We start from the raw sequence: 21,232 nt of genomic DNA, 5'->3' as shown, positions 1-21,232 counted from the left end.
CGTGGATATTTTTTGAACAAGCGTCGCCCGCCTGTGCCGTAACAGCACAACAACTCCAGGCTTTTTGGGGCCTAGACCTTTGGACTCAGGCCTTTTGCATCTCAGCATGCCGCTCTGCCTTCCACGCCGCCGGCAGCGCGATATAGGCGAACAGCAGCAGCCCCGCGTAAAAGCCGATCGAGGATGTTGCCACCAGCGGCTCGATCGCCGGGTTGCCGGCAAGCATGATGTAAAGGCCGATCAACAGGCCGGTGCCACTGATTGCCGTCAACCAGAAATGCACGGTGGCAAGCGTCTTTTCCGCGACTGCCGGAAACAGATGGTAGAAGAAGGCGAACACCGCCGACATCAGCCATCCGGCCACCATGATGTGGGCGTGGGTTGGCATCTGCGCATGATCTTTGCTGATCGCCATCTGCAGGCCGAGCGCCATTCCGACCAGTGCGTAGACAACGGCCAGCGTGAAGAAGTTTCGTGCTACCTTTTGCATTGTGTGCCCCGATTTGCCTTTTCCCGTCATGGGAATGGGTTGAGATCAGGCGGTCGCCCCGCCACCGGGTCCCCGGCATCGGCGCATTAGCATCGGCAATGTTTCTGGACGATGTCGCATCGCGCCCGACCCTTCCCCGGCGCTGCCACAATAGCCGAAAACGGCGGGACGCGCTTGCGCAATCCTCGAGCGGTTCCCTTCCGGCCGTGTCTCACAGGACGCCGAACAAAGCCGCCTCCCGCGCAACATCGTTCCGAAACAACGCTGCTGACGGCTCGGCTGCCGGCGGCTTCCAACCGGCTGGCAATCTAGAAAAGGCCGGCGGTCCCGTCCCACAGGAGCTTGACCGCGACGACCGCTACGGTCGCATAGGTGAAGGGGTAGAACAGTTCCGGTCGCATCCGCCGCACCAGCCAGGCGCCGGCGATGGTCGAGAGCGGCGCCAGCGGCACCAGAACCGCCGATGCGATCAGGTTGGTGGTGTCGAACTGTCCGAGCGCAAAATAGGGGATGAGCTTCAACGCGTTGGTGGCAGCAAAGAAGATTGCGGCGGTGCCCGACAGCACTTTCGGATCGAGCCGGATCGGCAGCGCATAGACCTGAAACGGCGGGCCGCCGACATGGGCGACGAAGCTGGTGAAGCCGGCGACCGTCCCCCAGAAGGCGGCAGCCGCGCGGTTGGGCTCGGCTGAGTGGCGCGCACCGTGCCGCATTTGTAGATAGACCCAGCGAAGCACGAAGATGATTGCCACGGCGCCGACGATCAGCCGCACCATTTCCGCTGTCACCAGCGCCGCGGTCAGCCAGCCGAGGCCGATGCCGATCACCGCGCCCGGCATCATGTCCGCAAGCATCTTGCGGTCGTAGACACCCCGCCATGTCCACACCGAGACGATGTCCATCAGGCACAGTATGGGCAGCAGGATGGCGGCTGCCTGTACCGGCGGCATGGCCAGTGCCATCAGCGGCACGCCGACGAAACCGACCGCACCGCCAAAGCCGCCCTTGGACAGACCGACCAGGATGACGGCTGGAATGGCGGCGGCATAGAACCAGGGATCTATCAGAAGGCCTGACATCGGCGGGGAGCAGTTGGAGGGAAAGCGTGCAGACGCTGGAATAGCCGATAAACCTTCGCGCCGCGACCATAAATGCGCACACGACGCTGTGGTCGTTCGTGCTGAGGCCTGTCACGGTTTTGAGGAGGCAGTTGCGCCGAGTGGCGGCGGGCGCCTGCGGATCGGCTGCGCCTTGATGATGGCTGTGCTCGTTTCGGCCTTGTCGGCGATACGGTCGAGAAGCTTGTCGAGGTCGCCGATCGAGCGCACGAACAGCCGGGCAACAAAGCAGTCGTCGCCCGTCACCTTGTCGCATTCGCCAAACTCCGGAATCTCCTCGATCAGCTTCTGGACAATATGCAGCTTGCCCGGCAAGGGCCGGATGCGAACGATCGCCTGCAAGGTGTAGCCGAGCGCTTGGGGATCGATTTCGACGGTGAAGGCCCTGATAACGCCACGATCCTCCAGCCGACGCAGGCGTTCCGCGACACTCGGCGATGACAGTCCTACCTGCTGGGCCAGTTCCTTCAATGAGGTTCGCGAATCCTTGATCAGGCTTTCGAGAAGGCGTCGGTCCAGATCGTCCAGCATTTGACATTCCCCAAGGAAAAGGCCATCGTCACCTTATTTAATTAGGCATAACGGGCATATCACCCGGCGCAAATTATTGAAAGCCCTGATGTGGCATGGGATTATCAACCATCAGCGTTTCGAGAGGCAATATTCATGGACAGCACGGTGCGTGGCACGGTCGAAATGACGGCCGCAATGGTGATCCTCGGCACGATCGGATGGTTCGTCGTCATGTCGGGCGAGCCCATCATGGACGTCGTCTTCTGGCGCTGCGCCTTCGGCGCTATAACGCTGCTGATCATCTGCGCTGCCCTGGGGCTGCTGCGCGGGACGCTGTCACTGCGCATCGTGGCGATTGCGGCCCTTGGCGGCGCGGCCATCGTCATCAACTGGCTGCTGCTGTTCAGCTCGTTTTCCCGCGCCTCGATCTCGATCGCCACGGCTGTTTACAACACGCAGCCCTTCATACTGGTCGGCTTTGGCGCGCTCTTCTTCTCAGAGCGGCTGACCCTGACAAAGCTGGCCTGGCTTGGCATCGCCTTCGCCGGCATGCTGCTGATCGTGCAAGGCTCGCCTGATGCCGGCTCCGATGCAGGTCCCAATACAGGTAATGTCGGCACGGATTATTTTATCGGCATCGCGATGGCGCTGGGTGCGGCTTTCTTCTGGGCCGTCGCCGCCATCGTCACCAAGAAGCTCAAAGGCACGTCGCCGCACCTGATCGCCCTCATCCAGGTCTGCGTCGGCGTCGTCGTCCTGGCACCCTTCGCCAACCTTTCCCACCTTCCCGCCGACGTGTGGAGCTGGAGCATGCTGGCGACGCTTGGCGTCGTCCATACCGGCCTGATGTACATTCTGATGTACGGCGCCATTCAGAAACTGCCAACCTATCTGCAGGGGTCGCTGTCCTTCATCTACCCTGTGGTCGCGATCCTGGTCGATGTCGTCGCCTTCGGCCACCGGCTGCATCCGGCCCAAATGGTCGGCGGCGCCGCCATCCTGATCGCCGCCGCCGGCATGAATCTTGGCTGGACGCTGTGGAAATCGAAGAACCCAGCCGAGAGCACCCAGGCAATCAAGTGAGGCAACAACGTCGCCGTGCGACAATCATGCGCCAATGGTCCTGGCCGCCCGCCTGTTCAAGGCCGGCACTTTGCTCTATGCCGCAATGCAACCATCTTCGCCCGGCATAGGCGAAAACCGGGATCAAAAACCAATGAACGACGCAACGCCTCCAAATCGCTGCCGCATCGTGCTGATCGCGCCGCCCGGCATGCCGGCTGAGCACATCGGCGCGGCGTTCGAGGGCGGCGACGTCGCCTCGCTGATCCTGCCCGAAAACGACATGGACGAAGCCTCCTTCCAGGCCTTCGCCGAACAGATCGTGCCGGCGGCGCAAGCGGCAGGCATCGCTGTCATCATTGCCGGCGACACCCGCATCGCCGGCCGCGTCCAGGCCGATGGCCTTCATGTCGAGGCTGGCAAGGCCGAACTCGCCGAGACGATCGAGCGTTTCCAGGCAAAAATGATGGTCGGCACCGGCGGCGCCAAGACCCGCGACGATGCGCTGGAACTCGGCGAACTCAGGCCCGACTACATCTTCTTCGGCCGCTTCGGCTACGACAGCAAGCCGGAGCCGCACCCACGCAACCTGTCGCTGGGGCAATGGTGGGCGGATGTGATCCAGATCCCTTGCATCGTCATGGCCGGGTCCGACATCACTTCGGTGGAAGCGGTGGCTGCCACCGGCGCCGAATTCGTGGCGCTGTCCAGCGCCGTCTTTGCCGAGGGCATCGACCCAAAGATGGCAGTCGCCAGCGCCAACGCGCTGCTCGACGAAACCGCGCCGCGTTTCGAGGACTGACGTGCCCGCGCCGACAATCCTTTTCGGTGCTTTGCTTGCGCAGCTCACGGTGCAGGTCGCCGTGGCGGAAACGGTCCCATTGCCGCAACCGAAGCCCGACACCTCTGCAAGCACGGACAAGCCGATCGCCACGCCGCTGCCGCAGCCCGCCACCACGGCGCCGCTGCCGTCCGCCGACGCCATTAATCCCGACCGCTTCGGTGCAAAGCCGTCGGATTCTGCCTATGGCGCCTTCCAGCGTGGCCTTTACAAGACGGCCTACAACCTCGCTCTGGTTCGCGCCCAGAACGGCGATCCGGCGGCGCAGACGTTGATCGCCGAGATATTGTCGCGCGGCCTTGGCGTGCCGGTCGACGCGGCGGAGGCGGCCAAGTGGTACGCGCTTGCCGCCGAGCAGGGGATACCGGAATCGCAGTTCCAATATGCGCTGATGCTGCTCGACGGCCGCTACGTCAAGAAGGACGAGAAAGGGGCTTACGCGCTGATGCAGGCCGCCGCCGAGGCCGGCAACCGTCTGGCGCAGTTCAATTTCGCGCAGCTGCTGGTGCGGCAGGACCCCGGCGATGCCGGCATCGCAAAGGCCGTGTCCTATTATCAGCGCGCCGCCGCGACCGGCCTTGCCGACGCGCAATATGCGTTGGCGCAGGTCTATGCCAATGGCGTCGGCGGCAAGCTGCGCGACGATGCCCAGGCGCGAGGCCTGCTGGCGCAGGCAGCAAGGCAGAACTACGATACGGCGCAGATCGATCTCGCTGCCTGGATGATCGAGGGGCGCGGTGGCGCCCGCGACCTGAAGTCCGGCTTTGGCTGGATGAAACAGGCCGCCGAGGGCGGCAATGTCGCCGCCCAGAACCGCCTCGCCAAGCTTTACATGGGCGGCATCGGCACCGATCCGGATCCGATCCTTGCCGGCGCCTGGTACGTCGTCGCACGGCGCGCCGGGCTGATCGATCCGGAGATGGACGATTTTCTGCAGGGCCTGACCGACGACCAGACCAAGCAGTTGCTGCAGAAGGCCAACCGCCTGCCGTAAAGCGTCGCGGACAGTGAATATCGGGCAGCGGATGCTGACGAGGGAATGGCTCCGCCCCCCACTCCTCTCATGCCACCCCTTGCCCGCTCCCCCTCTTGCCCAATCCCTTGCCTCTCCTGGCGATTTGTGGTCTTGGAGGCGCCAAATCGCTTTCGTCGCGAAATCTCATTCCGGATCACATCATATGGCCAAGATCAATGGCAACGAAATCCGTCCCGGCAACGTCATCGAGCACGATGGCGGCCTGTGGGTGGCGGTCAGAACCAACGCTGTCAAACCAGGCAAGGGCGGCGCCTATAACCAGGTCGAGCTGAAGAACCTGATCAACGGCACCAAGCTCAATGAGCGTTTCCGCTCGGCCGAGACAGTCGAGCAGATCCGACTGGAGATGAAGGATTTCTCCTTCCTCTACGAACAGGGCGAAGCGCTGGTGTTCATGGACACCGAAAGCTACGAGCAGCTTGAATTGCAAAAGGATTTCGTCGGCGATCGCGCTGCCTTCCTGCAGGACGGCATGATGGTGACGGTCCAGCTCTATGACGAAAGGCCGATCGGCATTTCGCTGCCCGACCAGGTGACGCTGACGATCACCGAGGCCGACCCGGTGGTGAAGGGCCAGACCGCCGCCTCGTCCTATAAGCCGGCGATGCTGGAAAACGGCATTCGCGTGCTGGTGCCGCCTTTCATCGGCTCGGGCGAGCGTATCATCGTCGACACCAACGAAATCACTTATGTGCGCCGCGCCGACTAAGGCATGATCCCAAAAAGTTGCAGACTTTTTGGATAAGGTCATGCTTCAAGGCAGGCATCATCCCAAAAAGTTGCAGACTTTTTGGATAAGATCATGCCTCAAGGCAAATAGGCGCAGCGGCAGGAAGAAGAGCAATGGCGCGTTCCGCGATCCTCAATGTCATGGTCCAGGCCGCTATGAAGGCCGGGCGCTCGCTGTCGCGGGATTTCGGCGAAGTGCAGAACCTGCAGGTCTCGATGAAGGGGCCGGGCGACTATGTCAGCCAGGCCGACCGCAAGGCAGAAGAAATCCTCTTCACCGAGCTGTCGAAGGCGCGGCCGGGCTATGCCTTCCTGATGGAGGAGCGCGGCCTGATCGAAGGCGACGACAGCCAGCACCGCTGGATCGTCGACCCGCTCGACGGCACCACCAATTTCCTGCACGGCATTCCGCTCTTCGCCATCTCGATCGCGCTGGAGCGCCAGGGCCAGATCGTCGCCGGTGTCGTCTACAATCCGGTGATGGACGAACTCTACACCGCCGAGCGCGGTGGCGGCGCATTCATGAACGACCGCCGGCTGCGGGTTGCCGGCCGCACCAAGCTGATCGACACGGTGATCGGCTGCGGCGTGCCGCATCTCGGCCGCGGCCAACATGGCAATTTCCTGATCGAGCTGCGCAACGTGATGGCCGAAGTTTCGGGCGTGCGCCGCCTCGGCTCCGCCTCGCTCGATCTCGCCTACGTCGCTGCCGGCCGCATGGACGGGTTCTGGGAAACCGGCCTGTCGGCCTGGGACGTCGCCGCCGGCATCCTGCTGATCCGCGAGGCGGGCGGCTTCATCTCCGACTTCGCCGGCGGGCAGAACATGCTGGATGGCGGCTCGATCGTCGCCGGCAACGAGACCATCCAGCGTGCGCTGTTGAAGACCGTCAGGAAGCCGGTGACGCCGCGCTAGACCGTGATCCCCGAAAAAGCATGAACCCGGACTTGGCGCGCTGAACCGCCGCAGTCGCAAAACCGCAACGAAAGCTTGAAATGCTGTCCGGCATCCGCCCAAATAAGGGGATGCAGGATCATTCATGACGTATATCGGCCCGAAATCCCAGATCGAGGTACCCCAGATCGAAATCCCCTTCATGGGACGCTGGCACTATTCGCGCGCCGAAATGGTCGCCGACGGCATTGTCCATGCGGTGGGGATCGTGCTCGCCATTGCTGCTGGCTCGACGCTGCTGGCGCTGGCTGCCTTCCATACCGGTCCGGGCGAATACATCGCCGCCGCATTCTACGTGATTTCGCTGCTCACCGTGCTGTCGGTATCGCTGGCCTATAATCTGTGGCCGGTGTCGTCGCCAGCCAAGTGGATATTGCGGCGCTTCGACCATGCCGCGATCTATCTGCTGATCGCCGCGACCTACACGCCATTCCTCGCCCAGCTCGACGGCTCGCCGCTGGCCATCTCGATGATCGTCCTGGTCTGGGTCGCGGCAGCGATCGGCATCGCCATCAAAGTGCTTCTTCCCGGACGCTTCGACCGGCTGGCGATCGTCTTCTATCTCGCCATCGGCTGGAGCGGCATCGTTCTTGCCGAGCCGCTCGTCCAGACATTGCCGACGACATCGATCGCGCTGATCGTTGCCGGCGGCATCGTCTATTCCTGCGGCGTCATCTTCTTCGCCTGGAAGGGCCTGCGCTTCCACAATGCGCTGTGGCACGGCTTTGTCGTCACCGGCGCCGGCCTGCATCTTGCCGCCATGGTCGACTGCCTGGTCATCAACCGACCCTAACGCAATGGTCCGCTTGGCAATATTGCCAAGCGCCATTCAATTTAGTCACAATTGCGTTTAGAGTCGCCGTCAAACGTGAATTGGCGGCGGCGGCGGCATCGGAAACGGGGCACGGATGGCTTTACTCAAATCCTTCGGCATGGGCAGGCGCTCCGACGTGCTGATGTACGATCCGCACAAATTGTCGAGCCCGCAGGTCTTTCTCCTGACCATGGTCATCTTCCTGATGATCGTCGCTTTCATCGCCGCCATCCTGACCCGTCAGATCTCGACAGCCTTTGCCACCAATCCCGGTCTCAACGGCCTGATCGTTGGCGTGCTTGCGGTCGGCATCCTGCTGGCCTTCGCGCAGGTCGGCCGGCTGTTTCGCGAAGTGCGCTGGGTCAACTCTTTTCGGGCCGGCTCCGAAACCACCGAACCGGTGCTGCTGGCGCCGATGAAGGCGATGATCGGCCGCTCGCCGACGATCGCCTTCTCGACCAGCTCAATGCGCACCATGCTCGATTCGATCGCCACCCGCCTCGACGAAAGCCGCGACACCTCGCGCTATCTTGTCGGGCTGCTGGTATTCCTTGGCCTGCTTGGCACCTTCTGGGGCCTGCTCAACACGATCGGCTCGATCCGCGAAACCATCGATTCGCTCGATCCCGGCACTGGCGATGCCGCCGCCGTGCTCGAATCTCTGAAGGCCGGGCTTTCCGCGCCGCTGGCCGGCATGGGCACCGCCTTCTCGTCCTCGCTGTTCGGCCTGTCCGGTTCCCTGGTGCTCGGCTTCCTCGACCTGCAGGCTGGCCGCGCCCAGACACGCTTCTACACCGAGCTCGAAAACTGGCTATCCTCGGTCACCGACCTGTCCTCCGACATCGTTGTCGCCGAACCGCCCAGGGCCGAGTCCTCCGACGAGATCCGCGTCCTGTCGGAAAGACTGCGCAGCATGCAAGAGAGCGGCGGTGGCGCCAATCCGCGTGTCGCCACCGCCATGGCCAACCTTGCCGACGGCATTTCGGGTCTGGTCAAGAACATGCGCTCGGAGCAGCAGATCATGCGCGACTGGGTCGAGGCCCAGTCGGACGAGCAGAAGGCGATGCGCAACACTCTGGAGAAGATCGCCGACGCCTTGAAGAAGACTGGAGTCCATTAGCATGGCTCTCGCCAGGAGCCGGCGTGCCGATCGCCGTATCGATTACTGGCCGGGCTTCGTCGACGCACTGTCGACGTTGCTGCTCGCGATCATGTTCCTGCTTACCGTCTTCGTGCTGGCGCAGTTCCTGCTCGGCCGCGAAATCTCCGGCAAGGACACGGTGCTCAACCGCCTCAATTCGCAGATCAACGAACTGACCCAGCTTCTGGCGCTGGAGCGTTCGACAACGCAGGACAAGGAAGATTCGCTCGCCAATTTGCAGGCGTCGCTGTCGGCGTCGGAGGCGGAAAAGAGCCGGCTCGAGCAATTGCTGGCGCAAGGCGCCGGTGCCGGCGACGCCGCCAACCAGCGGGCCACGGCGCTTTCGGGCGAACTCGACAACCAGCGCCAGATCAGCCAGCAGGCGCTGAGCCAGGTTGAAATCCTCAACCAGCAGATCTCGGCGCTGCGCAGACAAATCGGAGCGCTCGAAGAAGCGCTCAACGTGTCGGAAGCGCGCGATCGCGAGTCCAACACCAAGATCGCCGATCTCGGCCGCCGCCTGAACGTCGCGTTGGCGCAACGTGTGCAGGAACTGAACCGCTACCGGTCCGACTTCTTCGGGCGCCTGCGCGAAATCCTCGCCGATCGCGAGAACATCCGCATCGTCGGCGACCGTTTCGTGTTCCAGTCGGAAGTGCTTTTCCCGACAGGCTCCGAAGTGATCAACGATGCCGGCAAGGACGAGATGAAGAAACTCGCCGACGCCATCATCGACCTGCAGAAGGAGATCCCGCCGGAGATCAACTGGGTGCTGCGCGTCGACGGCCACACCGACGACAAGCCGCTGTCGGGCACCGGCCGTTACCGCGACAATTGGGAATTGTCGACGGCGCGCTCGACCTCGGTGGTGAAGTTCATGATCGAGAACGGCGTGCCGGCCAACCGCCTGGTTGCCGCCGGCTTCGGCGAATTCCAGCCGCTCGACCCCGCCGACACCGAAGACGCGCGCAACAAGAACCGCCGCATCGAGCTGAAACTGACCGAGCGCTGATCGCCCCGGCTCCAGGCGGCGGCCGCACTTAGGGCGGCGATGCAGGCTAGCAAGGCCTGAAAAGATTACCTTTTTTGATTACACTTTGCCGAGGATCGCTCCTAGCTATGTCATGGGGCCGAGAACCGCCGGCGGTGGAAGCGTCCATCGCGACCCGACGGAACCGACAGCCCACGGCCGGAAGGTGGCCCTCCCAATCGCCGCCTCCCCTGTAAAAGGAGACGCAACATGCGCTCTTTCACTCCCAAGACCCTCAGGACTGCAACGCTCGCCGCACTTCTCGTCACCGTTCCGTTTGCCGGCGCCGACGCCGGCCCGCATGAGGCAGCTTTGATCAACCAGATAGAGAGCGTGGATACCGGTATCCGAGGCGCCATGCAGGCGAACAGGATCAAGCTGGCCGAAGCGCGTGGCTTGCGCACGAAGGTCGCTCAACTTGATCGGGCCGCGCAGAGGGCCGCGCGAGATGGAACGATGCCGGCCACGCAGTATCATAAAATGCTGGCGCAGATCGATCATGTGAGCCAAAGGCTGCGGGCTGCCACCGGTAGCGCCTTCCTCATCGGCAGCGGTGGCGATGGCGGGTACTATCCGAACGGCTACGGCCCAAACTATCCAAAAGGCTGAAATCATCCATTACAGCGCCGCACTTTGATCTTGCGCATGATCTGTTGATTTTGCGCAAGATCCGTTCCGCACCGAAGCCCCAGGCAGGGAGCTTTTCCAAAAATCGAGTCCGATTTCGGGGTTATGCGCCCAGCCAAACTGCGACCAGAGCAACTGCAGCCGGCACGGTCTGGATGTAGAGGACTTTCCTGCCGACCGTCGCCGCGCCGTAGAGGCCGGCGATGGCGACGCAGAGCAGGAAAAACACCTTGATCTGGAAACCAGCCGCGCCGAGGTAAAGCCCCCAGATCAGCCCGGCTGCGAGAAAGCCGTTGTAAAGTCCCTGGTTGGCCGCAAGCACTTTCGATGCGCTGGCGAATTCCGGCGTCAGCTTGAACGCCTTGTGGCCGCGCGGCGTGTTCCACAGCACCATCTCCAAATAGACGATGTAAAGGTGGATCAGCGCCACCAACCCGACCAGCACATTGGCGATCATGCTTCGTCTCCCCGATGCGACGCGCCGCCGCCTCGCGACATTGATCACGCACGCCACCGCTCCCGCAAGACCCATTGCAGCGTGCATCCTGGCCAGCAACCATGTGCACATCGCCGACGGCCTTTCAGGGTTGCCAATATCAGCGCATTGGTATCTTTTCCCGCCGTTCAAATTCAGCGGAAACCACCATGTCCTTTCAAAAACTCGACGACCTCGGCCACAAGCTTGAAGCACTGGAGCATGCGCTCGCCATTCTCGGCGCCGACGAGGCGACCCACATGGCCGTCGGCGGCGGCGAAAAGCGCGCCGAGGCGATGTCGGCGCTGGCCGGCATGCATCACGCCAGAGCGACAGCGCCGGAGATCGCCGACTGGATCGCAGCGGCCGAACAGGAAACGCTGAACGAAGAACAGCAGGCAGCGGTCAAGGAATTCCGGCGGCAATACACCAACCTGACCTGCCTGCCGGTCGAATTCGTCGAGCGCCAAACCACCGCCCGGATGCGCTCCGAGCAGTTGTGGCGCGACTTGCATACAAAGAACGACTGGGCCGGGTTCTTGCCGGCGCTCGAAGGCGTCGTCGCGCTGGTGCGCGAGGAAGCAGCCCTTCGCGCCGACGTGCTCGGCCTTGATCCGTACGACGCGCTGATGGAGCAATATGATCCCGGCAACCGCGCCGCCGACATCACGCCGGTCTTCGCCGAGTTGAAGACCTTTCTCAGGGATTTCGTGCCGGAGGCACTGGCGGTGCAGGAAAAGCGGCTGGCGAAACATCCGCTGAAGCCGCTTTCGGGCAGCTATGCGATCGAAAAGCAGCGCGAGCTTGGCCTCGCCATGATGGCGGCGGTCGGCTTCGATCTCACCCACGGCTCGCTGTCGGTATCGCATCATCCGTTCTGCGGCGGCGTGCCGAGCGACGTGCGCATCACCACCCGCTACAAGACCTCCGATTTCCTGTCGGCGCTGATGGGCGTGCTGCACGAGACCGGGCACGCGCTTTACGAACAGAACCTGCCGCAGGCGTGGGCGCACTGGCCGCTCGGCAAGGCGCGCGGCATGGCTGTGCATGAAAGCCAGAGCCTGTTCGTCGAGAAGCAGATCGGCCGCAACCCCGAATTCTGGCGCTGGGCGCTGTCGGTGGTCGAAAAGCATCTCGGCGAGACATGGTCGATCGAAGACATCCTGCCGCATGTGCACCGGGTCGAGCGCGGGCTGATCCGCGTCGACGCCGACGAGGTGACCTATCCGCTGCACGTCATCCTGCGCTACGAGCTGGAGCAGGAGCTTGTCTCGGGGCGGCTGGAGGCCGCCGACCTGCCGGAGGCCTGGGACGCCAAGATGCGCGACTATCTCGGCTTGTCGACCATCGACAACCCGGCCGACGGGCCGATGCAGGACGTGCACTGGCCGGGTGCTGCCTTCGGCTATTTCCCGTCTTATACACTGGGCGCGATGATGGCGGCGCAGCAATGGGCCGCCCTGACCAGAGACCATCCCTCCGCTGACGAAGACCTCGCCAAGGCAAATTTCGCGGCGATCAACGACTGGCGCCGGCAAAAGATCTGGTCGCAAGGCTCACGCTGGTCGACGCCAGAACTGCTCGAGCGCGCCACCGGCGAGAAGCTCAACGCCACGCATTTCACCGAGCATTTGCGCAAGCGCTATGGGGAGGTGCTGAAGGGCGCCTGACATATCTTCAAGCGCATCGAACGCGGCGGCACTTTCGTCACTGCCGACCAGCGCCATTTTGCTTTGCAAAGACGAAGCAGTTTGGCAGCGTCGTCCTCCTGGCAGACTGGCAGTCGACTGCCGTCACGACTACTCCGCGGCGCCTCTGAAAGCGTTCGCCCCGGTTTCGAACTGCAGCTTGGCCAGCCGCGCATAGATGCCGCCCTTGGCGACGAGGCTCTGGTGGGTGCCTTCCTCGACGATGCAGCCGCCATCCATGACCAGGATCCGGTCGGCCTTCAGCACCGTCGCCAGCCGGTGGGCGATGACGATCGTCGTGCGGTCCTGCATCAGCCGCTCCAGCGCCGTCTGCACCAGCGTCTCGCTTTCGGCGTCCAGTGCCGAGGTTGCCTCGTCGAGCAGAAGGATCGGCGCATCGCGCAGTATCGCGCGGGCAATCGCCACGCGTTGGCGCTGGCCGCCGGACAAGGTCACGCCGCGCTCGCCGACCTGGCTGTCATAGCCTTTTTCGAGTTTCAGGATGAACTCGTCGGCAAGTGCATCCCTGGCCGCCGCCTCGATCTCGGCCTGGCTGGCGTCCGGACGGCCGAAGCCGATATTATCGCGCGCGCTGGCCGCGAAGATGGTGACGTCCTGCGGCACGATGGCGATTCGCTCTCGGATGGCGACGGGGTCGGCCTCGCGCACATTGACGCCGTCGATCATGATCTTGCCGGTCGCGGGGTCGTAGAAGCGCAAAAGCAGCGAAAAGACGGTGCTCTTGCCAGCACCCGACGGGCCGACGATCGCCACCGTCTCGCCGGGCTTGACCTGGAAACTCAGGCCGTGGACGGCAGCGCGGTCGGGCCCGGCCGGATAGGAGAAGGACACGTCGTCGAAACTGATTGCGCCTCTGGCCGTCGCCGGCAGCAGTTTCGGATGCGCGGGCGCCTGGATCGCGGGCTTCTCGGCCAGGATCTCGGTCAGCCGTTCGGCAGCACCCGCCGCCTGGGAAAGCTCGCCCCACACTTCCGACAGCGCGCCAAGCGCGCCGGCGGCGAACACCGAATAGAGCAGGAACTGGCCGAGCGTGCCAGGCGACAGCGTGCCGTCGAGCACGTCGCGCGAGCCGAACCACAGCACCGCCACCACCGAGGAAAAGATCATGAAGATGGCGAAGAAGGTGAGGAAGGAGCGGGCAAAGATCGAGGATCGCGCCGCCGCGAAAGCGGCTTCCACGGCAGCTGAAAAATGCCCGGTGACCAGCTTCTCATTGGTGAAGGCCTGCAGTGTACGCACCGCGCCAATCTGCTCGCTGGCATAGGCCGTGGCGTCGGCCAGCGTGTCCTGCGCCAGCCGCGATTTGCGCCGCACCGAGCGGCCGAAGGCGACCAGCGGCAGCACGATCACCGGGATGGCGGCGATGACGAGGCCCGACAGTTTCGGGCTGGTGAAGACCATCATAGCCACGGCGCCAAGCCCAAGAATGACGTTGCGCAGCGCTACCGATGCGGTGGCACCGACCGCCGACTTGACCTGCGTCGTGTCGGCGGCGAGCCGCGAGACGATCTCGCCCGACTGTGCGGTATCGAAAAAGGATGGCGACAGCGTCGTGACATGGCGGAAGACGTCGCTGCGGATGTCGGCGACGACGCGCTCGCCCAGCGTGATGACGAAATAATAGCGGCTGGCCGACGCCGCGGCGAGCAAGGCAGCCATCACCACGAGCATGGCGAAATACTCGGCGATGAAAATGGAATCGGAAGCGGAAAAGCCATGGTCGATCATGCGCCGCACGGCCAGCGGCAGCGCCAGCGTCGTCGCCGCAGCAACGGTCAGCGAGACGACCGCGCCAATGACCATTTTCCGGTAGCGGGTGATGTAGGGGAACAGGCGCCGCAGCGGCTTGAGCGAGCGCCTACGCTCGTCTGCATCGCCGCTGGTGTGCGCCATGACCGTTTCCTCTGGCCGCCTTCTGGGCATGCGCCTCAATATGCGCTTACCGCGGCCTTGTGATTCAATTCCGGCTGATGTATAGGCTCGCCGACCGTTTTTAAAAGCCGTGGCTCCTCAATAGCTGCGGCTTCGAGTTTTAAAAAGGGGCGCATCGACGCAGGCTTTACGCCCGTCAGCGGCGCCGGCGAACCAGGAATAGCACAATGAAGACCGATATCCATCCCGACTACCACACCATCAAGGTCGTCATGACCGACGGCACCGAATACATGACCCGTTCGACCTGGGGCAAGGAAGGCGATACGATGAACCTCGACATCGACCCGACCACTCATCCGGCCTGGACCGGCGGCCAGCAGACCCTGCTCGACCGCGGCGGCCGCCTGTCGAAGTTCAAGAAGCGTTTCGAAGGTTTTGGGCTCTAAGCCGTAAGCCTTTTTCGGATCAGAAGGAACCCGCCCTCGTGGCGGGTTTTTTCTTGCCGGAATGCGGCTCTATTCGTCGACCAGTTCGCGCAGCGCCATGCGCTTGTAGGCGGCGACCAGGTCGTCGCCTTCCTTTCGACCGACCGAGATCGCCAGCCGCATGGTGGCCTCGCCCATCTGCCAGATGAGAAACGCCGTCGTTTCCAGCGCCGCCGGATCGGCGGTAGGCCGCAGCCGCTTCAGCACCGCGGTGAGGAATTCGGCGTTGGCCCGGCTGTCGGCGAGCTCGAGTTCGCGCAGCGCCTTGTCGGCCTGCGTGCCCGACCAGATGTCGCGCATCACCGGCTCGGCCAGGAACAGCCCGTAATAGATATCCACCAGCTCGGAAAATGCCCGCCGCAGCTCTTCGGCGTCGCTGACCTGTGCAAGCGCTGCCGCGATGCAGGCCTGGCTTTCGGCGGTGTGGCGCTCGGCCAGCGTCCAGATGATCGCCCGCTTGTCCGGGAAGAACTGGTAGAGCGAGCCGATCGACACGCCGGCCCGTTCCGCAACTTCGCCCATGCGCATGACATCGCTGCCTCGCTCGGCGATCAGCGCAGAGGCGGCAGCCAGCATCCGCTCGACCCGCTCGCGGCTGCGCTGCTGGCTGGGCGCCCGGCGCGGCGATGCGATCTGGCCATCCTGTGAACCCGCTACCCTCGAGCCTTCCATCACTGTCTCCTGGCGAATGATCAACAAACTGGCTTGACTCACAAAATACGAGGGTTTATCACGTTTTGCAAATGTGAGGATTACTCATATTTGTGAGCAAAGGAAAATCGCCATGATCGATACAGCAGCAAAACCGATTTTGATCCTCGGCGGCACCGGCAAAACCGGCCGTCGTCTCGCGGACAGGCTGACGGCGCAGGGCCTGCCGGTACGGATCGGCTCGCGCTCGGGCACCCCGCCCTTCGACTGGGAAGACGATACGACCTGGGAACCCGCGCTCGATGGTGTCGGTGCCGCCTACATCAGCTACTATCCCGATCTTGCGGTGCCCGGCGCGTCCGAAGCGGTCGGCGCCTTCGCCAACCTTGCCGTGGCAAGCGGTGTGCGCCGGCTGGTGCTGCTGTCGGGGCGCGGCGAGATCGAAGCGCAACGTGCCGAAGAGATGCTGAAAGCCTCAGGCGCCGACTGGACGATCCTGCGCTGCGCCTGGTTTTCCCAGAATTTCAGCGAGAGTTTTTTGCTCGATCCGCTGCTGGCCGGTGAGGTGGCTTTGCCGGTCGGCACTGTCGGAGAACCGTTCGTCGATGCCGACGACATTGCCGATGCCGCCGTGACGGTGCTTACCCGGCGAGGCCATGTCGGCCAGCTTTACGAGCTGACCGGGCCGCGTCTGCTGAGCTTCGCCGACGCGGTCGCCGAGATCGGCAAGGCGGCCGGCCGCGACATCCGCTTTGTCAGGATTTCGCATGCCGAGTTCACCGCCGCGGTAGCCGGATACGAGTTGCCTGCCGAGTTCGCCTGGCTGCTCAACGAGCTGTTCACCGAAGTGCTCGACGGTCGCAACGAGGCGCTGACCGACGGCATCGAGCGCGTGCTCGGCCGCGCCCCAAAGGACTTTTCCGCCTATGCAACCGAAACCGCTGGTACGGGCATATGGAGTGACTGACATGATCATGAAACTGCTTCCCAGCCTCACCTTCATCGCCGCGCTCGGCTCGGGCGTCCTCGCTGGTGTCTTCTTCGCCTTCTCCAGCTTCGTCATGCCGGGCCTCGCCCGCATGCCTGCCGTGGGCGGTATCGCCGCCATGAATTCGATCAACGTCACTGCGGTGACGCCGCTGTTCATGACCGCGCTTTTCGGCACCGGGCTGATCTGCCTCGTCCTCGTCGTCGGCGCTGTCATCGGCTGGGGCCAACCAGGCACGTTGTGGCTTCTCGCCGGCGCCCTGACCTACCTCGTCGGCAACCTGATCGTGACGATGATTTTCAACGTGCCGCTCAACAACGCACTGGCCGCCGTCGATCCGGCAAGCGCCAACGGCGCCGCCGTTTGGGCCACCTATCTCAGGGACTGGGTGATGTGGAACCACGTCCGCACCATCACCGCCATCGTCGCGCTGGCCTGCTTCATCATGGCGTGGCGGTGAAACGAGGGCAGAAAGTTAAAAGACCTTGCGTCAGGCAGGGTCTTTTGACGGAGTATCTCTTGACTTGTCGCTCTTGCGGTCGGCATGGCCGAGATCGCGGTCCGGATCGATCACGTCGCGAACCAGTTGCTTAAGCCTTGCGGCATCGGGAAAGCCGCCGTCGCGCTTGCGGTCCCAGACCAGTGTCTCGTTGCAGGAAATGGTGAAGATGCCGCCGGTGCCCGGCACCAGCGTGACCTCGCCCAGATCCGTTGCGAAGGTCGACAGCAGCTCCTGCGCCATCCAGCCGGCCCGCAGCAGCCAGTGGCACTGCGCGCAATAGGTGATGCGGACCTGGGGCAACGGCTTTTCGGTCATGTCAGATTGAGTTCCGCTCATATCTCAGATTAAGCTCCGCTCATATCTCGGGCTGAGCTGTGCTCATGCCGGACTGAACTCCGCTCATGTCTGGTTGAGCTGTGCTCATGCCGCGCTGAGCTTCGCCATGGTCTCGTCGTCGACCTCGAAATTGGCGTAGACGCTCTGCACGTCGTCATCGTCCTCGAGCGTGGCGACCAACTTCATCAGCGACTGTGCCCGCTCCTCGTCGACCGCAATGTTGGTCTGCGGCTTCCAGATCGGCTTCACTGATTCAGCCTCGCCGAGCGCGCCTTCCAGCGCCTTCGACACCTCACCAAGATTCTCGAAGGCGCAATAGATCGTGTGGCCTTCCTCGTCCGACTGGACGTCGTCGGCCCCGGCCTCGATCGCCGCGTCCATGACCTTCTCCGCGCTGCCAATCGATGCCGGATAGAAGATTTCGCCGACACGGTCCCACATGAACGACACCGAGCCGGTTTCCCCCATCGCCCCGCCGGCCTTGGTGAAGGCGGCACGCACATTCGACGCCGAGCGGTTGCGGTTGTCGGTCAGCGCCTCGACGATGAGCGCAACGCCGCCTGGCCCGTAGCCTTCGTAACGCACGGCTTCGTAAGTCTCGGCGTCGCCCATCGACGCCTTGTTGATGGCGCGCTGAATGTTGTCTTTCGGCATCGACACCGCCTTGGCGTTCTGCACGGCAAGACGCAGGCGCGGGTTCATCGACGGGTCCGGCGTCCCGCTCTTGGCGGCGACGGTTATTTCGCGCGCCAGCTTGGAAAACATTTTCGACCGCACCGCGTCCTGGCGGCCCTTGCGGTGCATGATGTTCTTGAACTGTGAATGGCCAGCCATGGCACCCCTGTCGTTTTCTTGGCAGAGCATCCTGCAGCGAGGTAGTCACCTCGCCTTTGCCAAAATGCTCGAAGTCAAAATTTTCAGAGCGTCCCTGCTGACGTATGGCGCTCTATCTCGGAATGGCCGGCTTATAGATAAATCGGCTCAATTCGTCCAGCCGGGCCGTAAGGGCGGTGCTCAACACGCCAGCCAGTTGCATGCCTGCGGCCGCTCACTCCCCCAGATCGGATCTCAGCCGATCGAGAATGCTGATCGCATGCGTGGCGTACTGGCTGATCCAGCGGTCGTGGATCTGCTTGATCGGCAGCGCATTGAGATGATTCCAGCGCTCGCGCCCCTCGCGCCGCGCCACCACCAGGTCGGCTTCCTCCAGCACTTTCAGATGCAGCATGACGGTGCAGCGGTCCATGTCGGGAAAGGCATCGCACAGCATGCCGGTGGTCCGCGGCGCGTCCTTCAGCTCGTCGAGCAGCGCGCGCCGGCGCGGATGCGCCAGCGCCTTGAAAACATTGTCATCCTGCGCCTTGCTTGACATGTTATATTTTTATAACATAATATCGATCCGATCAAGGAAGGAGCTGTGGATATGTCTCTTGGATTCAGAGTTTCGGGCCGCATCGGCAAACCGGTTGCCGAAGTCTTCGATGCGGTCGTCAATCCGAACAAGCTCAGCGGCTATTTCACCACCATCGGCGGCGCCAGTGCCCCGCTGGTGGCCGGCGCCAGGGTCGTCTGGTGGGGCAAGGTCCCGGTCGAGGTCGACGAGGTGGAGAAAGACAACCGCATCGTGCTGCGCTGGGACGCCACCGACGCCGACGGCAAGCCGGCCTACAAGACGCGCATCGAGATGAATTTCGAGCCGCTGGACGACGGCGGCACCTTCGTCACCATCGCCGAGGCCGGCTGGCACGAGGACGCGGTCGGCCTGAAGAAGTCCTACCTCAATTGCGAGGGCTGGTCGCAGATGCTGGCCTGCATGAAGGCCTATGTCGAATACGGCATCAATTTGCGCGACGGCTATTATCGCAGCGAGATGAAGGGCGAGCCCGCCAATGAAGACAATATCTGAGAAGACGGAGGAAAGAATGGCTGCGAAAATCACCGGCGGCATCAACATCGCCATGAAAGTGCCGCCCCACCAACACCAGGAGACGATCGCCTTCTACCGCGATGTCGTCGGCCTAAAACCGTTCACGGCCAAAGCGCCGGCTGTTGGATTCGAACTTGGTCCCAATCGCCTGTGGATCGACGAAGCGCCGATGCTGAGCCAGGCCGAGATCTGGCTGGAACTGTTCACCGATGATTTTCCGGCCGCCGCCGATCATCTCGCCAAGGCCGGTGTTGTGCACTGCGACGCCATCGAGGCGCTCGGCGAAGGTTTTCGTGGCGGCTGGATCACCAATCCGGCCAACATCATTCACCTAGTGCGCGAACCCGACGCCTGGTGACGGAGACCGGTTCGGAAGGAGGACGAAATGGACATCCGTGAGACACCGACCGCCGAAGCCGGCATGCTGATCCGGCGGCCGGTCGCAGAAGTGTTCGAGGCCATCGTCGATCCGGCGATCACGACGAAATTCTGGTTCACCCACGGCAGCGGCAGGTTGGACAGCCGCAAGGAAGTTCGCTGGGAGTGGCGGATGTATGGCGTTTCGACGCCGGTCACGGTCAGCGAGTTCGTCACGAACGAAAAGATCGTCATGCAATGGAGCGATCCGCCGACCACGGTGGTCTGGACTCTTACCGAGATGCAGGGCGGCACCTTTGTCGAGGTTCGCAATTTCGGTTTTGCCGGCAGCACCGATGAACAGGTCAAGCAGGCGATCGGCTCGACCGATGGCTTCGCGCTGGTGCTCGCCGGCGCCAAGGCCTGGTTGGAGCAAGGCTTGACGCTTGGCCTGATCGGCGACCGTCATCCGAAGGGCACGCCGACCGCTTAATTCGCCGGGTGCAAAAAGCCGTTCTGCAGCGATCCTTCCCACCCCCTCTGTCCTGCCGGACATCTCCCCCGCAAGGGACCGCAAGGGGGGAGATCGGAGGCTTTCGCCAATCTCCAACGCTGCAGGACGAGCGGAGCGCTAAACTGCCAATCTCCCTTCTTGAGGGGGAGATGTCCGGCAGGACAGAGGGGGTGGCTGTCCCTCCGACGTCTCAAAGGTTCTACATGGCCGCGACAAGTGAGGCAGAGCTCAGGCCTTCGCGCCGTCGGTTCGCCCCGCCAACCTCAGTGCCCTGCGCCCGCCTTTGCCTTCCTGCGACGTCGCGCCAGCATGTTGAGGCCCTCGACAAGAGCGGAAAAGCCCATGGCGGCGTAGATGTAGCCCTTCGGCACATGGAAGCCCATGCCGTCGGCGATCAGCGTCATGCCGATCATCAGCAGGAAGCTCAGCGCCAGCATGACGATGCTTGGGTTCTTGGCGATGAAATTGGCGAGCGGTCCAGCCGCCAGCATCATCACGCTGACTGCCACGATCACGGCGATATACATGATGGCGATCTCGTCGGTCATGCCGACCGCGGTGATGATCGAATCGATCGAAAAGACGAGGTCGAGCAGCAGGATCTGGAAGACGGCGCCGCCCAGCGAAAGCTGCAGCGTTTCGCCGATCATCGTGTCCTGATGGTCCTCGAGATCGACCGTGTGGTGGATTTCCTTGGTCGCTTTCCAGACGAGGAACAGGCCACCGGCGATCAGGATCAGATCGCGCCAGGAGAAACCATGGCCGAAAGCGGTGAACACCGGCGCCGTCAACTGGACGATGATCGAGATGGTGGCAAGCAGCACCAGCCGCATGATCAGCGCCGCCGAAATACCGATTCGCCGGGCGCGGGCCCTCTGCGCCTCCGGCAATTTGTTGGTCAGGATCGAGATGAAGATCAGATTGTCGATGCCGAGCACCACCTCCAGCACGATCAGCGTCAGCAACGCGACCCATGCAGTCGGATCGGAGACAAAGGCGAAATGTGGCGCCAGGAATTCGATGAACTGCATGAAGGTCGTCCCCTCTTACGATCTGAA

At 62.9% G+C, this 21,232-nt stretch carries 27 protein-coding genes; 16 read left to right on the top strand and 11 right to left on the bottom strand.

Features of this window, described 5'->3' with window-relative positions; all coding sequences use genetic code 11:
* Window positions 1-85: 85 nt before the first annotated feature.
* The 3 genes from AC0L3H_RS16485 to AC0L3H_RS16475 all read right to left on the bottom strand — a co-directional run bounded on the left by AC0L3H_RS16485 (window position 86) and on the right by AC0L3H_RS16475 (window position 2,139).
* Window positions 86-490 (bottom strand): hypothetical protein, encoded by a 405-nt coding sequence (locus AC0L3H_RS16485; RefSeq protein WP_473586170.1) that lies wholly within the window; start codon window positions 488-490, stop codon window positions 86-88.
* Window positions 491-798: 308 nt separating this feature from the next.
* Complete coding sequence (locus AC0L3H_RS16480) at window positions 799-1,569, bottom strand: sulfite exporter TauE/SafE family protein (RefSeq protein WP_473586169.1); 771 nt, start codon at window positions 1,567-1,569, stop codon at window positions 799-801.
* A 111-nt stretch (window positions 1,570-1,680) separates the two neighbouring features.
* The gene (locus tag AC0L3H_RS16475; protein ID WP_091593435.1) at window positions 1,681-2,139 is read right to left on the bottom strand and encodes an Lrp/AsnC family transcriptional regulator; all 459 of its coding nucleotides are present in this window, start codon (window positions 2,137-2,139) and stop codon (window positions 1,681-1,683) included.
* Between the two features lie 135 nt (window positions 2,140-2,274).
* On the opposite strand from AC0L3H_RS16475, the gene AC0L3H_RS16470 reads away from it, so the two are divergent.
* From AC0L3H_RS16470 to AC0L3H_RS16430, 9 genes are all read left to right on the top strand, one after another.
* Window positions 2,275-3,204: a DMT family transporter gene (locus tag AC0L3H_RS16470; protein WP_473586168.1), complete on the top strand. Its 930-nt coding sequence runs from the start codon at window positions 2,275-2,277 to the stop codon at window positions 3,202-3,204.
* Window positions 3,205-3,337: 133 nt separating this feature from the next.
* Entirely contained in the window at window positions 3,338-3,985 is a 648-nt protein-coding gene (locus AC0L3H_RS16465; RefSeq protein ID WP_473586167.1) for a thiamine phosphate synthase, read from the top strand.
* 1 nt (window position 3,986) lies between these two features.
* Window positions 3,987-5,018: a tetratricopeptide repeat protein gene (locus AC0L3H_RS16460; protein ID WP_473586166.1), complete on the top strand. Its 1,032-nt coding sequence runs from the start codon at window positions 3,987-3,989 to the stop codon at window positions 5,016-5,018.
* A gap of 184 nt (window positions 5,019-5,202) precedes the next feature.
* A complete protein-coding gene (gene efp, locus AC0L3H_RS16455) occupies window positions 5,203-5,769 on the top strand; it encodes an elongation factor P (RefSeq protein ID WP_023800001.1) in 567 nt (188 codons plus the stop codon).
* A 134-nt stretch (window positions 5,770-5,903) separates the two neighbouring features.
* The gene (locus AC0L3H_RS16450; protein ID WP_473586165.1) at window positions 5,904-6,704 is read left to right on the top strand and encodes an inositol monophosphatase family protein; all 801 of its coding nucleotides are present in this window, start codon (window positions 5,904-5,906) and stop codon (window positions 6,702-6,704) included.
* 124 nt (window positions 6,705-6,828) lie between these two features.
* Window positions 6,829-7,536, top strand: coding sequence for a PAQR family membrane homeostasis protein TrhA (gene trhA / locus AC0L3H_RS16445; RefSeq protein ID WP_473586164.1), 708 nt, complete (start codon window positions 6,829-6,831; stop codon window positions 7,534-7,536).
* 115 nt (window positions 7,537-7,651) lie between these two features.
* Window positions 7,652-8,677, top strand: coding sequence for a MotA/TolQ/ExbB proton channel family protein (locus AC0L3H_RS16440; RefSeq protein WP_473586163.1), 1,026 nt, complete (start codon window positions 7,652-7,654; stop codon window positions 8,675-8,677).
* A 1-nt stretch (window position 8,678) separates the two neighbouring features.
* Complete coding sequence (locus tag AC0L3H_RS16435) at window positions 8,679-9,710, top strand: peptidoglycan -binding protein (RefSeq protein ID WP_473586162.1); 1,032 nt, start codon at window positions 8,679-8,681, stop codon at window positions 9,708-9,710.
* A 228-nt stretch (window positions 9,711-9,938) separates the two neighbouring features.
* Window positions 9,939-10,337: a hypothetical protein gene (locus AC0L3H_RS16430; protein WP_473586161.1), complete on the top strand. Its 399-nt coding sequence runs from the start codon at window positions 9,939-9,941 to the stop codon at window positions 10,335-10,337.
* A 121-nt stretch (window positions 10,338-10,458) separates the two neighbouring features.
* Here the strand turns inward: AC0L3H_RS16430 and AC0L3H_RS16425 are convergent, their stop codons facing one another.
* Entirely contained in the window at window positions 10,459-10,812 is a 354-nt protein-coding gene (locus AC0L3H_RS16425) for a DUF1304 domain-containing protein (protein WP_473586160.1), read from the bottom strand.
* A 188-nt stretch (window positions 10,813-11,000) separates the two neighbouring features.
* Here AC0L3H_RS16425 and AC0L3H_RS16420 point away from each other — a divergent pair, with 188 nt between their 5' ends.
* Window positions 11,001-12,500, top strand: coding sequence for a carboxypeptidase M32 (locus AC0L3H_RS16420; RefSeq protein ID WP_473586159.1), 1,500 nt, complete (start codon window positions 11,001-11,003; stop codon window positions 12,498-12,500).
* Window positions 12,501-12,629: 129 nt separating this feature from the next.
* Here AC0L3H_RS16420 and AC0L3H_RS16415 read toward each other — a convergent pair whose 3' ends face one another.
* Together AC0L3H_RS16415 and AC0L3H_RS16410 are read right to left on the bottom strand one after the other, a co-directional pair.
* A complete protein-coding gene (locus AC0L3H_RS16415) occupies window positions 12,630-14,432 on the bottom strand; it encodes an ABC transporter transmembrane domain-containing protein (protein WP_473586158.1) in 1,803 nt (600 codons plus the stop codon).
* Between the two features lie 35 nt (window positions 14,433-14,467).
* Complete coding sequence (locus AC0L3H_RS16410; protein WP_287218669.1) at window positions 14,468-14,656, bottom strand: hypothetical protein; 189 nt, start codon at window positions 14,654-14,656, stop codon at window positions 14,468-14,470.
* On the opposite strand from AC0L3H_RS16410, the gene rpmE reads away from it, so the two are divergent.
* The gene (gene rpmE / locus AC0L3H_RS16405) at window positions 14,639-14,860 is read left to right on the top strand and encodes a 50S ribosomal protein L31 (protein ID WP_006327661.1); all 222 of its coding nucleotides are present in this window, start codon (window positions 14,639-14,641) and stop codon (window positions 14,858-14,860) included. The genes AC0L3H_RS16410 and rpmE overlap by 18 nt on opposite strands.
* A 69-nt stretch (window positions 14,861-14,929) precedes the next feature.
* On the opposite strand, the gene AC0L3H_RS16400 is transcribed toward rpmE, so the two are convergent.
* Complete coding sequence (locus tag AC0L3H_RS16400) at window positions 14,930-15,571, bottom strand: TetR family transcriptional regulator (RefSeq protein WP_473586157.1); 642 nt, start codon at window positions 15,569-15,571, stop codon at window positions 14,930-14,932.
* Between the two features lie 112 nt (window positions 15,572-15,683).
* On the opposite strand from AC0L3H_RS16400, the gene AC0L3H_RS16395 reads away from it, so the two are divergent.
* Both AC0L3H_RS16395 and AC0L3H_RS16390 read left to right on the top strand, forming a co-directional pair.
* Window positions 15,684-16,517: an NAD(P)H-binding protein gene (locus tag AC0L3H_RS16395; RefSeq protein ID WP_473586156.1), complete on the top strand. Its 834-nt coding sequence runs from the start codon at window positions 15,684-15,686 to the stop codon at window positions 16,515-16,517.
* Between the two features lies 1 nt (window position 16,518).
* Complete coding sequence (locus AC0L3H_RS16390) at window positions 16,519-16,998, top strand: anthrone oxygenase family protein (protein ID WP_473586155.1); 480 nt, start codon at window positions 16,519-16,521, stop codon at window positions 16,996-16,998.
* Between the two features lie 30 nt (window positions 16,999-17,028).
* Here AC0L3H_RS16390 and AC0L3H_RS16385 read toward each other — a convergent pair whose 3' ends face one another.
* The 3 genes from AC0L3H_RS16385 to AC0L3H_RS16375 form a co-directional block, all read right to left on the bottom strand.
* Complete coding sequence (locus tag AC0L3H_RS16385; RefSeq protein ID WP_473492180.1) at window positions 17,029-17,355, bottom strand: Rdx family protein; 327 nt, start codon at window positions 17,353-17,355, stop codon at window positions 17,029-17,031.
* Between the two features lie 105 nt (window positions 17,356-17,460).
* On the bottom strand, window positions 17,461-18,210 hold the full coding sequence (locus AC0L3H_RS16380) for a YebC/PmpR family DNA-binding transcriptional regulator (RefSeq protein ID WP_473586154.1): 750 nt from the start codon (window positions 18,208-18,210) through the stop codon (window positions 17,461-17,463).
* Between the two features lie 214 nt (window positions 18,211-18,424).
* On the bottom strand, window positions 18,425-18,748 hold the full coding sequence (locus tag AC0L3H_RS16375; RefSeq protein WP_473586153.1) for an ArsR/SmtB family transcription factor: 324 nt from the start codon (window positions 18,746-18,748) through the stop codon (window positions 18,425-18,427).
* Between the two features lie 51 nt (window positions 18,749-18,799).
* Between AC0L3H_RS16375 and AC0L3H_RS16370 the strand changes: the two genes are divergently transcribed.
* The 3 genes from AC0L3H_RS16370 to AC0L3H_RS16360 are packed head-to-tail and all read left to right on the top strand — an operon-like array spanning window position 18,800 to window position 20,153.
* Window positions 18,800-19,282, top strand: a complete 483-nt coding sequence (locus AC0L3H_RS16370) for an SRPBCC domain-containing protein (RefSeq protein ID WP_128170691.1) — start codon at window positions 18,800-18,802, stop codon at window positions 19,280-19,282.
* Between the two features lie 16 nt (window positions 19,283-19,298).
* Window positions 19,299-19,661 (top strand): VOC family protein, encoded by a 363-nt coding sequence (locus tag AC0L3H_RS16365; protein ID WP_473586152.1) that lies wholly within the window; start codon window positions 19,299-19,301, stop codon window positions 19,659-19,661.
* Window positions 19,662-19,688: 27 nt separating this feature from the next.
* On the top strand, window positions 19,689-20,153 hold the full coding sequence (locus AC0L3H_RS16360) for an SRPBCC family protein (protein WP_473586151.1): 465 nt from the start codon (window positions 19,689-19,691) through the stop codon (window positions 20,151-20,153).
* Window positions 20,154-20,437: 284 nt separating this feature from the next.
* Here the strand turns inward: AC0L3H_RS16360 and AC0L3H_RS16355 are convergent, their stop codons facing one another.
* Window positions 20,438-21,205, bottom strand: a complete 768-nt coding sequence (locus AC0L3H_RS16355) for a TerC family protein (protein WP_473586150.1) — start codon at window positions 21,203-21,205, stop codon at window positions 20,438-20,440.
* Between the last annotated feature and the right edge of the window lie 27 nt (window positions 21,206-21,232).

It is taken from the genome of Mesorhizobium sp. WSM4816, assembly GCF_055811535.1.
Note: the sequence above shows the minus strand (reverse complement) of the source record. Positions and strands in the feature narration are given on the sequence as shown.

Excerpts from the sequence above, each read along its gene's own strand:
- AC0L3H_RS16485 (WP_473586170.1), bottom strand. The coding sequence starts at position 490 with ATGCAAAAGGTAGCACGAAACTTCTTCACGCTGGCCGTTGTCTACGCA.
- AC0L3H_RS16480 (WP_473586169.1), bottom strand. The coding sequence starts at position 1,569 with ATGTCAGGCCTTCTGATAGATCCCTGGTTCTATGCCGCCGCCATTCCA.
- AC0L3H_RS16475 (WP_091593435.1), bottom strand. The coding sequence starts at position 2,139 with ATGCTGGACGATCTGGACCGACGCCTTCTCGAAAGCCTGATCAAGGAT.
- AC0L3H_RS16470 (WP_473586168.1), top strand. The coding sequence starts at position 2,275 with ATGGACAGCACGGTGCGTGGCACGGTCGAAATGACGGCCGCAATGGTG.
- AC0L3H_RS16465 (WP_473586167.1), top strand. The coding sequence starts at position 3,338 with ATGAACGACGCAACGCCTCCAAATCGCTGCCGCATCGTGCTGATCGCG.
- efp (WP_023800001.1), top strand. The coding sequence starts at position 5,203 with ATGGCCAAGATCAATGGCAACGAAATCCGTCCCGGCAACGTCATCGAG.
- AC0L3H_RS16450 (WP_473586165.1), top strand. The coding sequence starts at position 5,904 with ATGGCGCGTTCCGCGATCCTCAATGTCATGGTCCAGGCCGCTATGAAG.
- trhA (WP_473586164.1), top strand. The coding sequence starts at position 6,829 with ATGACGTATATCGGCCCGAAATCCCAGATCGAGGTACCCCAGATCGAA.
- AC0L3H_RS16440 (WP_473586163.1), top strand. The coding sequence starts at position 7,652 with ATGGCTTTACTCAAATCCTTCGGCATGGGCAGGCGCTCCGACGTGCTG.
- AC0L3H_RS16435 (WP_473586162.1), top strand. The coding sequence starts at position 8,679 with ATGGCTCTCGCCAGGAGCCGGCGTGCCGATCGCCGTATCGATTACTGG.
- AC0L3H_RS16430 (WP_473586161.1), top strand. The coding sequence starts at position 9,939 with ATGCGCTCTTTCACTCCCAAGACCCTCAGGACTGCAACGCTCGCCGCA.
- AC0L3H_RS16425 (WP_473586160.1), bottom strand. The coding sequence starts at position 10,812 with ATGATCGCCAATGTGCTGGTCGGGTTGGTGGCGCTGATCCACCTTTAC.
- AC0L3H_RS16420 (WP_473586159.1), top strand. The coding sequence starts at position 11,001 with ATGTCCTTTCAAAAACTCGACGACCTCGGCCACAAGCTTGAAGCACTG.
- AC0L3H_RS16415 (WP_473586158.1), bottom strand. The coding sequence starts at position 14,432 with ATGGCGCACACCAGCGGCGATGCAGACGAGCGTAGGCGCTCGCTCAAG.
- rpmE (WP_006327661.1), top strand. The coding sequence starts at position 14,639 with ATGAAGACCGATATCCATCCCGACTACCACACCATCAAGGTCGTCATG.
- AC0L3H_RS16410 (WP_287218669.1), bottom strand. The coding sequence starts at position 14,656 with ATGGATATCGGTCTTCATTGTGCTATTCCTGGTTCGCCGGCGCCGCTG.
- AC0L3H_RS16400 (WP_473586157.1), bottom strand. The coding sequence starts at position 15,571 with ATGGAAGGCTCGAGGGTAGCGGGTTCACAGGATGGCCAGATCGCATCG.
- AC0L3H_RS16395 (WP_473586156.1), top strand. The coding sequence starts at position 15,684 with ATGATCGATACAGCAGCAAAACCGATTTTGATCCTCGGCGGCACCGGC.
- AC0L3H_RS16390 (WP_473586155.1), top strand. The coding sequence starts at position 16,519 with ATGATCATGAAACTGCTTCCCAGCCTCACCTTCATCGCCGCGCTCGGC.
- AC0L3H_RS16385 (WP_473492180.1), bottom strand. The coding sequence starts at position 17,355 with ATGACCGAAAAGCCGTTGCCCCAGGTCCGCATCACCTATTGCGCGCAG.
- AC0L3H_RS16380 (WP_473586154.1), bottom strand. The coding sequence starts at position 18,210 with ATGGCTGGCCATTCACAGTTCAAGAACATCATGCACCGCAAGGGCCGC.
- AC0L3H_RS16375 (WP_473586153.1), bottom strand. The coding sequence starts at position 18,748 with ATGTCAAGCAAGGCGCAGGATGACAATGTTTTCAAGGCGCTGGCGCAT.
- AC0L3H_RS16370 (WP_128170691.1), top strand. The coding sequence starts at position 18,800 with ATGTCTCTTGGATTCAGAGTTTCGGGCCGCATCGGCAAACCGGTTGCC.
- AC0L3H_RS16365 (WP_473586152.1), top strand. The coding sequence starts at position 19,299 with ATGGCTGCGAAAATCACCGGCGGCATCAACATCGCCATGAAAGTGCCG.
- AC0L3H_RS16360 (WP_473586151.1), top strand. The coding sequence starts at position 19,689 with ATGGACATCCGTGAGACACCGACCGCCGAAGCCGGCATGCTGATCCGG.
- AC0L3H_RS16355 (WP_473586150.1), bottom strand. The coding sequence starts at position 21,205 with ATGCAGTTCATCGAATTCCTGGCGCCACATTTCGCCTTTGTCTCCGAT.